A 12383-nucleotide genomic window follows, 5' to 3' on the forward strand; every position below is an offset into this window, starting at 1 on the left:
AGTTACGGTTCACGGATTCAATGGACACGCCTGACCGAGCCGTTGTTGCAACTCTCGTCGCAACACATCGAGTTCGCTCATGCGGGTTTCGATCAAATGCAGTTTGTCGCGCAGCAACTGCGCCACGGCATTTTCCGGGTCGGGCGCGTTCCACAATGCGGCGACGCTGTTGCCGATTTCGCCGAGGGTAAAACCCAGGCGCTGTGCGGTCTTGATGTAGAGCACCAGTTGCAGCATTTCCGGCGGGTAATCGCGATAACCGTTGGCACTGCGTTGTGCCGCGATCAGTCCGCGCTGCTCGTAGAAACGCAAGGTGTCGCGGCTGACGGCGCTGGCCTGGGCTAATTCACCGATGCGCATGCTGGGTCTCAAAAGAGGTCTTGACCCTGGAGCATACTCCAGGCTTTACCGTGAGTGCTCCCTGAATTTCTGGAGCATGGATGATGTGGACTTCGACCCAGTATCGAAACGTGGTGCGCGGCAGCGCCTGGTATGACCTGATCGTAACGGCGGCGTTTGCCACGCCGTGGAGTTTTGCTGTGTTGCACGGTTTTTTGACCGCGTTGAATTTGCCCGGTGAGCTGCCTGCGTTTCAGCCCGTGCATATGTTGATGGCAAACCTGCTGGGCTCGGTGGTTTGTGTGTGGGCGGTGCTGCGCATTCGTGATCCGCAACCGGTGTATGGGCGCTATGACGCGGTGGCGCGGTTTCTGTTTGCGGCTTGGCAGGCGTATGCCCTGATGCATGGCGCCAGTTCGTTGCTGATCGGGTTTCTGGTCTTTGAACTGGCGTGGGGCGTGGCTCAGGTCATGCCGGTCTGTGGCGAGGGAGCTTGCTCCCGCTCGGCTGCGCAGCAGTCGTAATTCCTGAGTGCAAGGTCTTCCAGATTCAATGTTGAGGGCCGCTTCGCGCCCCAGCGGGAGCAAGCTCCCTCGCCACAGGTCTGGTGTGTGGCTAATGCCCGGCCTGCCACGGCTGCCCCAACGACACCGGCGCATACAACCGAGTCCGAACGGCATCGCGCGACAACAGCACCAACACCACAATCGTCGCCACATACGGCAGCATCGCCAGCAGACTCGACGGAATCGCCAGCCCCAAGCCCTGCGCCACCAGATGCAGGATGCTGGCGAGGCCAAACAGATAAGCCCCGAGCAACAAGCGCCACACCCGCCAACTGGCAAACACCACCAGCGCCAGGGCAATCCAGCCGCGTCCGGCGGTCATGTTCTCGGCCCACATCGGCGTGTACGCCAGCGACAGATACGCCCCGGCCAAACCGGCCATCGCCCCGCCGAACAGCACCGCCAGCGTGCGCACGGTCAGCACCGGCAGGCCCATCGCACTGGCCGCGTCCGGGTTCTCACCAACGGCCTGAATGATCAGCCCGACACGGCTTTTGATGATCACCCAAGCCACCAGCGCAAACAGCGCGAACGACAGGTACACCAGCAAGTCCTGAGCAAACAGCATGCGCCCGATCAGCGGAATCTCACTCAAGTACGGAATCGCCAACGGCTCGAATCCGGCCAACGGCTTGCCGACCCACGCGGCGCCGACAAAGGTCGACAGGCCCACACCGAAGATCGTCAGCGCCAGCCCGGTCGCCACCTGATTGGCATTGAACACCAGCGCCACCAGGGCAAACAGCGATGACAAGAGCATTCCCGCGAGCATCGCCAGCAACACGCCGAGCCACAGGTTGCCGCTGTTGAGGGCGACGATAAAACCGATCACCGCGCCAAACAGCATCATTCCTTCCTGGCCGAGGTTGAGCACGCCGCTCTTCTCGCAGATCAACTCACCCAGCGCCACCAACAACAGCGGCGTGCCGCAGCGCACCATGGCGTAGAAAATATTGCTCAGCAGATCGATATCCATCACAGCGCTCCGGCGGTTACGGCGGTGGTCGACGCGCGCCGTGTCCAGCGCAGTTTCAGGCGTGGCCGATAGAGAATCAGCACGTCGCAGGCCAGCAGGAAAAACAGCATCATTCCCTGAAACAGTTGGGTGATGGCTTGCGGCAGATTCAGGGTCATTTGCGCGCTTTCACCGCCGATGTACAGCAGCGCCATCAGCAGGCTCGAGAACAGAATCCCGATCGGATTCAACCGCCCGAGAAACGCCACGGTGATTGCTGCATAGCCATAGCCCGGCGAGACTTGCGGCACCAATTGCCCGATCGGCCCGGTCACTTCGCAAACCCCGGCCAGCCCGGCCAAACCACCGCTGATCAACAGCGCGAGCCAGATCAGACGCTTCTCGCGAAAGCCGACAAAACCTGCGGCACGTTTATCCAGACCGAGCACTTTGATCTGGAAACCGACAAAGCTTTTCTGCAACAACACCCACACCGCAACCAGTGCGAGCAAAGCGAAATACACCCCGGCGTGCACCCGGCCATCCTCCATCAGCAGCGGCAGGCGACTGGCGTCGCCGAACATCGCCGACTCGGGAAAGTTGTAGCCGGCCGGATCCTTCAGCGGCCCGTGCACGCAGAACAGCAACAGGTTCAGCGCGATGTAATTGAGCATGATGCTGGTGAGGATTTCGTTGGCGTTGAAGCGCGTGCGCAGCCATGCCGTCAGCCCGGCCCAAGCGGCCCCGGCGAAGGTGCCGGTAAGCAGGATCAGCACCAGTGCCCAGCGGCTTTGCAGGTCGATGATGTTCACCGCCAAGGCACTGCCGGCGAGTGCACCGAGGAGCAACTGGCCTTCGGCGCCGATGTTCCAGATTCGCGCTTGATAAGCCACGGCCAGACCGAGTGCGCAAAGCAGAATAGGCAGCGCCTTGACCAGCAGTTCGGAGACGCCATACAGATCGCTGACCGGTGCGATCAACAACGTGTGCAAGGTTTGCAGCGGGTCATGTCCCAGAGCGATGAACAACAGCGAGCCGCAACCGAGTGTCAGCAGTGCTGCCAGCAACGGCGAGCACCACAGCTTCAGGCGCGATTGTTGGCCACGGGGTTCGAGGGAAAGCAGCATGTTGGGGAAACTCCGTCAGGCCGTGGCCGATGAATGCGGGTGGTTGATGTGCCCGGCCATCCAGCCGCCGACATCGCTCAGCAGGGTGTCGGTGGTGTTCTGCAGCGGCGACAGACGCCCCGCGTACAGCGCGCCGAGGCGGTCGCTGATCTGGAACAGTTCGTCGAGGTCTTCGGAGATCACCAGGATCGCCGCGCCGGCATCGCGCAGGGCAATCAGCGCGCGGTGAATGGTCGCCGCCGCGCCAACGTCGACGCCCCAGGTAGGGTGCGCGGCGATCAGCAGTTTCGGTTGCTGGAGGATTTCCCGGCCAAGAATGAATTTCTGCAGATTGCCACCTGACAGGCTGCGTGCGGCAGCGTGAGTGCCCGGGGTTTTCACCCCGAAGCGCTGAATGACCTGTTGGGCGAGAGCCTCGACTTTGCCGCGCTCGATCAAGCCATGGTTGACCAGTCCTTGCTGGAAGGCCGTGAGCAGGGCGTTGTCAGCCAGACTCAGTTCCGGCACCGCGCCGTGGCCCAGGCGTTCTGCCGGGACAAACGCCACACCGAGTTGGCGCCGCGCATCCGGGCGCAAATCAGCGACCGCTTGCCCGGCGAAACGAATCGTTGTCGCGCCCTCGCGGGGCAGGGTTTGTTCACCGCTGAGCAGGGCGAGCAGCTCATCCTGGCCATTGCCCGCGACCCCGGCGATACCGACGATTTCCCCGCTGCGCACTTGCAGGTTGATGTCGCTCAACGAGCAGCCGAAGGGATCGGGGTTGTGCCAGCTCAAACCGTTGACCTGTAGAAAATCCGCGCCACCGCTGACCTTTGGGTATTCGCCGATCAACGCCGCCGCTTCGCCGACCATCATCTGCGCCAATTGCTGATCAGAGCATTCGGCGGGGACGCAATGTCCGGCTACTCGTCCGCCACGCAACACCGTCGCGCTATGGCACAGCGCGCGCACTTCCGCGAGTTTGTGGCTGATGAACAGAATGCTGCAGCCCTCGGCCGCCAGACGACGCAGGGTGATGAACAGTTCGTCGGCCTCTTGCGGTGTCAGCACCGACGTCGGCTCGTCGAGGATCAGCAGGCGGATGTCCTGCATCAGGCAGCGGATGATTTCCACCCGTTGTCGCTCGCCAATCGACAGGCTGTGGACAAGTCGCTCCGGCTCCAGCGCCATGCCATAGCGGCGCGACACTTCGCGAATTTTCGGTTCAAGCTGTTTCGGCGTGCCGGCTCTGGCGCCCATCGCCAGGGCAATGTTCTGCGCGACGCTGAGGGTTTCGAACAGCGAGAAATGCTGGAACACCATGCCGATCCCCAAATGCCGGGCCTGCGCCGGGTTACGCATATTTACTCGCTGACCCTGCCAGAGCATCTCCCCCGTATCGGCCTGGGTCACGCCGTAGATGATCTTCATCAGTGTGCTTTTGCCCGCGCCGTTCTCGCCGAGCAGGGCGTGGATTTCCCCGGGCGCGATGCTCAGGTCGATGGCGTCATTGGCCAGACAACCGGGGTAGCGTTTGCTGATCTGGCGCAGTTGCAGGCGCGGCGTTGAATCTGGGCTTGGCATGACAGGCTCGACTGACTTGGAGTTATGCCTGTGGATAAAGCAATTTCCTGGCCATTGAGTCAGGAACCTTGTCGGGCCTTGCACGCCAACGGTTGCCGTAGAGCGTCGAAGGGGAAATGTTCGGGAAGTACGGCACCAATTGAGAGCAAAGCCGTTGATCAGGCTCCAGTTTTGACCGGCGGCTACTGATCAAAAAACGAGCAAACGCGTGGGGCCTATGCAGAACCTGCGACTGCGCCAGCCATGAACGGGTTATCCACAGGTTGCTCCACAGTATTTGTGCGCAATTGGAAATCCTTGGCATAAGCGCTGGGGTGCTATCTCCCAATGGTGATAAACAGCGCTAACTGTTTGTTTTTACATGGGATTAATCTTTTTTAATGTGGGATGGACGAAAAGTGAGCAAATCGCGCAAAGCCACGTGACAGAAGGGTTACAGCCATATGTGCTCAGGTTATCCACAGTCGGGTGCACAGCAGATGTGGGCAACTCCGTGGAATAAGCAGATTGTGGGCTGCCCTAAAAGATCGCAGCCTTCGGCAGCTCCTACAGGGAAACGCAAAGTCCTGTGTAGGAGCTGCCGAAGGCTGCGATCTTTTGATCTTCTAACGCTGCAGCACAATCCGCCCACGACTCAAATCCGCTAACTGCGTTTGCAGCAAATCGATCTGCTCCTCACCCACCGCCAACTGCAACTCAACACCATTGGCCGTGAAGTTTTCCTCCACCACCAAACCCCCCACATCCGCCACTCGCAACTTCACCAGCGCCAACTCGGCAAACCCGCAGGCGCAACTGAGCGGCACACGACTGATCAACTCGACTTTCGCCGCCGCCTGCAGACACTTGTTCGCTCCGCCGCCATAGGCCCGGGCCAGACCGCCGGTGCCCAGTTGAATGCCGCCATACCAGCGGATCACCAGCACCGCGACCTGATCGCAATCCTGCGCTTCGATGGCCGCCAGAATCGGCCGTCCGGCAGTGCCGCCGGGTTCGCCATCGTCGTTGCTGCGGTATTGCGCACCGAGTTTCCACGCCCAGCAGTTATGCGAGGCATTCAAGTCGCTGTGTTGTTCGAAGAACGCCTGCGCGTCGGCGGGGCTGCCGATCGGCGCGGCGAAGGTGATGAAGCGGCTTTTGCGAATCTCTTCGCGGTACTCGCAAAAACCGCTGAGGGTGAAAGGCATAAACGTCTTAAATAGTCGGGGTGAGGCCGCAGCCTTTGAGAATGATGCGGATCAGGTTGTTGCCGGCGTCTTCCATGTCCTGTTTGGTCAACTTGCCGCGCCCGCTGACGCGACAGATCTGCGTGGCGAAGTCGGCATAATGCTGGGTGCTGCCCCACAGCAGGAAGATCAGGTGCACCGGATCCACCGCGTCCATCTTGCCGGCATCGATCCACGCCTGGAACACGGCCGCGCGGCCCTGGAACCAGGCGCGGTAATCCTGGTTGAAATACTCGGTCAGGCATTCGCCGCCGCTGATCACTTCCATCGCGAAGATCCGCGACGCCTGCGGTTGGCGGCGGGAGAATTCCATCTTGGCGCGAATGTAGCGGGTCAGCGCTTCGGCCGGATCATCCTCGGCGGTCAGGGTGTTGAAGGTGCTGTCCCACAGCTCGATGATGTTGCTCAGCACCGCCACGTACAACCCAAGCTTGTTGGTGAAGTAGTAATGCAGGTTCGCCTTGGGCAACCCGGCATTCTGGGCGATGGTGTTCATGCTGGTGCCTTTGTAACCGTGACGGGCGAACTCGTCTTCGGCGGCTTTGAGGATGGTCTCTTCGTTCTTCTGACGAATGCGGCTGGCGGGTTTGCCGCCGTGAGCGGGGACTTCAAAGGTCATAGGCACTTCCGGTTTGTCTGTGGGTGCAACCAGTTGCGTTGATAACGCACCCACAGGCATCCGACAAGTCCTGAAGCAATAAAACCGTTACGCCTGTTCGATCTTGTTCAGCGCTGCGGCGGATTCGACGGGGTTGGTTTTCGCTTCTGGCAGTAACAGGCAGAGGATGATCGCGGTCAGGCCACCGCTGGTGATTGCCGAGTCGAACAGGTTCTGCACCAGTTTCGGCAGCAGGTGCAGCAGGTTGGGTTGCGCGGCAATGCCCAGGCCGACGCCGAGCGAGGTGGCGATGATCAGCATGCTGCGTCGGTCCAGCGGCGACTGTGCGAGGATCCGCACCCCGGCCGCTGCCACGCTGCCGAACATCACCAACGTGGCGCCGCCAAGCACCGGTTTGGGGATCTGCTGCAGCACCGCACCGATCATGGGGAACAGGCCGAGACAAAACAGAATCGCGCCGATGTACAGCCCGACGTAGCGGCTGGCGACGCCGGTCAACTGGATCACGCCGTTGTTCTGCGCAAACGTGGTGTTGGGGAAGGCGCTGAAGGTGGCGGCGATCATGCAGCTCACGCCGTCACCGAGCACGCCGCCGCGCAGTCGGCTTATATAAGAGGGGCCGCTGATCGGCTGGCGGGCGAGCATGCAGTTGGCCGTGAGGTCGCCGACGGCTTCGATGGTGCTGATCAGATAAATCAGCGCGACGGGCAGGAAAGCGGTCCAGTCGAAGCTGAAACCGAACTTGAACGGTGTGGGAAGACTGACCAAGGGCAAGTCAGGCAATGCCTGCGGAACCAGTTTCCCGCTGAACCACGCGGCCAGACTGCCGAGCAGCAGTCCGACAATGATTGCCGACAGCCGCACCCACGGTGTGTTCGAGCGATTGAGCAGGATGATCGTCAGCAACACGAACACCCCCAGCGCCAGATTGCCCGGCGCGCCGAAGTCCGGCGCATTGAATCCACCGCCCAGATCGGTGATGCCGACCTTGATCAGACTGACGCCGATCAGGGTGATGACGATCCCGGTCACTAGCGGCGTAACAACCCGGCGTAATTGACCGATGAAACGGCTGAGGACGATCTGCACCACGGCGCCGAAAAAGCACACGCCGAAGATCATCGCCAGAATGTCTTCCGGGCTGCCGCCGCGCTGCTTGACCAGAAATCCGGCGGACAGCACCGCGCCGAGGAAGGCAAAACTGGTGCCCTGCAAACAGATCATCCCGGCGCCGATGCCGAACGGCCGCCGCGCCTGAATAAAGGTGCCGACGCCCGACACCATCAAGGCCATGCTGATCAGGTACGGCAAGTGCGCGGTCAGGCCGAGGGCCGAGCCGATCACTAGCGGCGGGGTGATGATGCCAACGAAACTGGCGAGCACGTGTTGCAGAGCGGCAAGGATTGCGGCCGGTGGTTTGGGGCGGTCGTCGAGGCCGTAAATCAGGTCGCTGGACGGTACGGAGTCTGGCTGCATGGCTGAGGGCTTCTTATCAAAGGAACGAAGTAATTCCTCCTCTGCAAAACCTGTCCACTTGCTCAACTTATTCTCTCTGTAGGAGCTGCCGAAGGCTGCGATCCCTTGATCTTGCTGTACTTCACCAACATCGCAATCCCGATCAACGCGTCGCCGCCAAACTCTCTAAAAAGCTCTCCAGCACCAAATGAGGGCGCCGCCCCTTGCGCGTGACCGATGCCAGACTCAAATCATAAAAACGCGTCGTCGATTTCAGCGCACGCAAGCGCCCTTGCTGCACCCACAAACTGGCGTAGTGAACCGGCAGATAACCGATGTAACGCCCGGTCAAAATCAGAAACGCCATGCCCTCACGGTCGGACGCACTGGCGGTGCAATTGAGCGCCTGATAATGCGCCTGAATCTCCGCCGGCAAACGGAACGTCGGGGCAATCGCGTCCTGGCTGTTCAGGCGCTCGTCATCCAGTTGCTTGTCATCCACATAAAACAGCGGATGGCCCACCGCGCAATACAACAGCGAACGTTCGCTATACAAAGGTTGATATTCCAGCCCCGACAGCGCACTGGCCTGCGGCACCACGCCGACATGCAGGCGGCCGTCGAGCACGCCTTGTTCGACTTCATTGGGCGCGATCATGCGGATCTGGATCTGCACGTCCGGCCCGCGCTCTTTCAACTGCGCGAGAGCATGGGTGATGCGCATGTGCGGCAGGGTGACGAGGTTGTCGGTCAGGCCGATGATCAATTCGCCGCGCAGGTGCTGGTGCAGGCCGTTGACCTCGGTGCGGAAACTTTCCAGCGCACTTAACAGTTGCAACGCCGATTGATAAACCTCGCGGCCCTCTTCGGTCAGCGAGAACCCGGCGCGCCCGCGCTGGCACAGGCGCAGGCCGAGACGCTGTTCGAGATCGCTCATCTGTTGGCTGATCGCCGAGCGCCCGATGCCGAGCACGGTTTCCGCCGCAGAAAAGCCGCCGCACTCCACCACGCTGCGGAAAATCCGCAGCAGACGAATATCAAAATCACTGACCTGGGCCAGCGGATCGGGGCGACGGCTGCTCATATTGTTGTTCTCATTGTTTAGCAGACTTCTAACTGAAGGTTAGAAAAGTTGGATTTCACAGACTTTATCGCCGTGGCAATTTAGCTGCAACAACGCTTTTTATCTCCCTGATGCTTATGCCCTGCGAGGTTTTGCCCGATGAACATGCCTGAAAACGCGCCGTCGCCACTGGCCAGCCAACTGAAGCTGGACGCGCACTGGATGCCGTACACCGCCAACCGCAACTTCCAGCGCGATCCGCGTCTGATCGTGGGTGCCGAAGGCAGCTGGCTGTTCGATGACAAGGGCCGCAAGATCTACGATTCGCTGTCCGGTCTGTGGACCTGCGGCGCCGGGCACACCCGCAAGGAAATCCAGGAAGCGGTTTCCAAGCAACTGGGCACCCTCGATTACTCGCCAGGCTTCCAGTACGGCCACCCGTTGTCGTTCCAGTTGGCCGAGAAAATCACTGACCTGACTCCGGGCAACCTGAACCACGTGTTCTTCACCGACTCCGGCTCCGAGTGTGCCGACACCGCGGTGAAGATGGTTCGTGCCTACTGGCGTCTGAAAGGTCAGTCGACCAAGACCAAAATGATCGGCCGTGCCCGTGGTTATCATGGCGTGAACATCGCCGGCACCAGCCTCGGCGGTGTCAACGGCAACCGCAAACTGTTCGGTCAGGCGATGATGGATGTCGATCACCTGCCGCACACGCTGCTGGCCAGCAATGCATTCTCCCGTGGCATGCCGGAGCAGGGCGGTATCGCGCTGGCTGATGAACTGCTGAAGTTGATCGAACTGCACGACGCATCGAACATCGCGGCGGTCTTCGTTGAGCCAATGGCCGGTTCCGCTGGCGTACTGGTTCCGCCTCAGGGTTACCTGAAGCGTCTGCGCGAGATCTGCGATCAGCACAACATCCTGCTGGTGTTCGACGAAGTGATCACCGGTTTCGGCCGCACCGGTTCGATGTTCGGCGCCGAGAGCTTTGGCGTGACCCCGGATCTGATGTGCATCGCCAAGCAAGTCACCAACGGCGCGATTCCGATGGGCGCGGTGATTGCCAGCTCCGAGATCTACCAGACCTTCATGAATCAGCCGACTCCGGAATACGCGGTGGAATTCCCGCACGGCTACACCTACTCGGCGCACCCGGTGGCGTGCGCCGCTGGTCTGGCGGCACTCGACCTGTTGCAAAAGGAAAACCTGGTGCAGAGCGTGGCTGACGTCGCCCCGCATTTCGAAAACGCCCTGCACGGCCTGAAAGGTTCGAAGAACGTCATCGATATCCGTAACTACGGCCTGGCCGGTGCGATCCAGATTGCGGCCCGTGACGGCGACGCCATCGTGCGTCCGTTCGAGGCCGGCATGGCCCTGTGGAAAGCCGGGTTCTACGTGCGCTTCGGCGGCGACACCCTGCAGTTCGGCCCAACTTTCAACAGCAAGCCGCAAGACCTTGATCGTCTGTTCGACGCGGTTGGCGAAGTGCTGAACAAGCTCGACTGATTTTTCCCTCTATATATACCTGCGAATAACAGGCGCCCCATGCGGGCGTCTGTACACAAGAATTCAGGAGTTTTCGATGAGCGTTATCCCGCATTTGATCAATGGCGAACTGGTGACCGAGAACGGTCGCGCGGTTGATGTATTCAACCCGTCCACCGGTCAGGCGATCCACAAGCTGCCGCTGGCCACCCGCGAAACCATTCAACACGCGATCGACGCTGCCAAGGCTGCGTTCCCGGCATGGCGCAACACCCCTCCGGCCAAACGTGCTCAAGTGATGTTCCGTTTCAAGCAACTGCTGGAGCAGAACGAAGCGCGCATCTCGCAATTGATCAGCGAAGAACACGGCAAGACCCTCGAAGACGCTGCCGGTGAACTGAAGCGCGGTATCGAGAACGTCGAGTTCGCCTGCGCTGCCCCGGAAATCCTCAAGGGTGAGTACAGCCGCAACGTTGGCCCGAACATCGACGCGTGGTCGGACTTCCAGCCACTGGGCGTGGTTGCTGGTATCACACCGTTCAACTTCCCGGCGATGGTGCCGCTGTGGATGTATCCGCTGGCGATCGTCTGCGGTAACTGCTTCATTCTCAAACCATCCGAGCGTGACCCGAGCTCGACGCTGTTGATCGCTCAACTGTTGCTGGAAGCTGGCCTGCCGAAAGGCGTGCTGAGCGTGGTGCATGGCGACAAGACAGCAGTGGACGCGCTGATTGAAGCGCCGGAAGTCAAAGCACTGAGCTTCGTTGGCTCGACGCCGATTGCCGAGTACATCTATGCCGAAGGCACCAAGCGCGGCAAGCGCGTTCAGGCACTGGGCGGGGCGAAGAACCACGCGGTACTGATGCCGGATGCGGATCTGGACAACGCGGTCAGCGCACTGATGGGCGCGGCTTACGGTTCTTGCGGTGAGCGCTGCATGGCGATTTCGGTCGCAGTGTGCGTCGGCGATCAGGTGGCGGATGCGCTGGTGGCGAAACTGGTTCCGCAGATCAAGGCGCTGAAAATCGGTGCCGGCACTTCTTGCGGTCTGGACATGGGCCCGTTGGTCACCGGCCAGGCGCGGGACAAGGTCAGCGGTTACGTCGATGACGGCGTGGCAGCGGGCGCGACTCTGGTGGTCGATGGCCGCGGCTTGAGCATTCCAGGTAACGAAGAGGGCTTCTTCCTCGGTGGCTGCCTGTTCGACAACGTCACCCCTGAGATGCGCATCTATAAGGAAGAGATCTTCGGGCCGGTGTTGTGCGTGGTTCGCGTCAACAGCCTGGAAGAGGCGATGAAGCTGATCAACGATCACGAATACGGCAACGGCACCTGCATCTTCACTCGTGATGGTGAAGCGGCGCGCCTGTTCTGCGACGAGATCGAAGTCGGCATGGTCGGCGTCAACGTACCGCTGCCGGTTCCGGTGGCTTACCACAGCTTCGGCGGCTGGAAACGCTCGCTGTTCGGCGACCTGCATGCCTATGGCCCGGATGGTGTGCGCTTCTATACCCGTCGCAAGGCCATCACCCAGCGCTGGCCGCAGCGTGCGAGCCATGAAGCTTCGCAATTCGCTTTCCCTAGCTTGTAAGTAGCAGGGCAGTGCACAGAAGGCCGACCTTATAAGGTCGGCCTTCGCGTTTCGGGCTTTTTTGACCGATATGACAGATTTATGAAAATAAGGGTTGACGGCAGATTCTGAGTCTCTATAATTCGCCCCACTTCCGGCGCAGTCGAAACGGAAAACTCTTTGAGATTCAATGAGTTACGCAGTTTTCGGCAGCGGTTTGCTTCAGTTCATCGAAGCCTGGAAGGGGTTGGAAGGGCGGTGATGTTTGGCTCTTTTGACGGTTCGATCTTCTCGGTCGAAAGCGGAGAAAAAGAGGCGTTGACAGCAGCGTGTAACGCTGTAGAATTCGCCTCCCGCTAACGAGAGATCGGAAGCGCAAGTGGTTGAAGTTGTTGAAGAAATCTTCGAAAAC

Annotated in this window: 11 protein-coding genes; 3 read left to right on the plus strand and 8 right to left on the minus strand. The window is 60.3% G+C overall.

Annotated features, from left to right (window positions below):
- Nucleotides 1-9 precede the first annotated feature (9 nt).
- Nucleotides 10-360, minus strand: coding sequence for a MerR family transcriptional regulator (locus tag ACIP8I_RS09390; RefSeq protein WP_400760474.1), 351 nt, complete (start codon nt 358-360; stop codon nt 10-12).
- 83 nt (nt 361-443) lie between these two features.
- Here ACIP8I_RS09390 and ACIP8I_RS09395 point away from each other — a divergent pair, with 83 nt between their 5' ends.
- A complete protein-coding gene (locus tag ACIP8I_RS09395) occupies nt 444-863 on the plus strand; it encodes a hypothetical protein (RefSeq protein WP_400760495.1) in 420 nt (139 codons plus the stop codon).
- Nucleotides 864-954: 91 nt separating this feature from the next.
- Here ACIP8I_RS09395 and ACIP8I_RS09400 read toward each other — a convergent pair whose 3' ends face one another.
- The 7 genes from ACIP8I_RS09400 to ACIP8I_RS09430 form a co-directional block, all read right to left on the minus strand.
- Complete coding sequence (locus tag ACIP8I_RS09400; protein ID WP_003221385.1) at nt 955-1881, minus strand: ABC transporter permease; 927 nt, start codon at nt 1879-1881, stop codon at nt 955-957.
- Entirely contained in the window at nt 1881-2987 is a 1107-nt protein-coding gene (locus ACIP8I_RS09405) for an ABC transporter permease (protein ID WP_400760477.1), read from the minus strand. Before ACIP8I_RS09405 ends, ACIP8I_RS09400 begins: the two co-directional genes overlap by 1 nt.
- Before the next feature lie 15 nt (nt 2988-3002).
- Nucleotides 3003-4550: an ABC transporter ATP-binding protein gene (locus ACIP8I_RS09410; protein ID WP_400760480.1), complete on the minus strand. Its 1548-nt coding sequence runs from the start codon at nt 4548-4550 to the stop codon at nt 3003-3005.
- A 605-nt stretch (nt 4551-5155) separates the two neighbouring features.
- Nucleotides 5156-5737, minus strand: a complete 582-nt coding sequence (locus tag ACIP8I_RS09415; protein ID WP_400760482.1) for an IMPACT family protein — start codon at nt 5735-5737, stop codon at nt 5156-5158.
- 7 nt (nt 5738-5744) lie between these two features.
- On the minus strand, nt 5745-6395 hold the full coding sequence (locus ACIP8I_RS09420) for a TetR/AcrR family transcriptional regulator (protein WP_400760484.1): 651 nt from the start codon (nt 6393-6395) through the stop codon (nt 5745-5747).
- A gap of 87 nt (nt 6396-6482) precedes the next feature.
- The gene (locus ACIP8I_RS09425; protein ID WP_400760486.1) at nt 6483-7871 is read right to left on the minus strand and encodes a uracil-xanthine permease family protein; all 1389 of its coding nucleotides are present in this window, start codon (nt 7869-7871) and stop codon (nt 6483-6485) included.
- 142 nt (nt 7872-8013) lie between these two features.
- A complete protein-coding gene (locus tag ACIP8I_RS09430; RefSeq protein WP_400760489.1) occupies nt 8014-8934 on the minus strand; it encodes a LysR family transcriptional regulator in 921 nt (306 codons plus the stop codon).
- A 138-nt stretch (nt 8935-9072) separates the two neighbouring features.
- Here ACIP8I_RS09430 and ACIP8I_RS09435 point away from each other — a divergent pair, with 138 nt between their 5' ends.
- Together ACIP8I_RS09435 and ACIP8I_RS09440 are read left to right on the plus strand one after the other, a co-directional pair.
- A complete protein-coding gene (locus ACIP8I_RS09435; protein ID WP_097089949.1) occupies nt 9073-10422 on the plus strand; it encodes an aspartate aminotransferase family protein in 1350 nt (449 codons plus the stop codon).
- A gap of 76 nt (nt 10423-10498) precedes the next feature.
- Nucleotides 10499-11992, plus strand: a complete 1494-nt coding sequence (locus tag ACIP8I_RS09440) for a CoA-acylating methylmalonate-semialdehyde dehydrogenase (protein WP_041067919.1) — start codon at nt 10499-10501, stop codon at nt 11990-11992.
- The last annotated feature ends 391 nt before the right edge of the window (nt 11993-12383 follow it).

It is taken from the genome of Pseudomonas sp. NPDC088414, from assembly GCF_044753325.1.
GTDB lineage: Bacteria > Pseudomonadota > Gammaproteobacteria > Pseudomonadales > Pseudomonadaceae > Aquipseudomonas.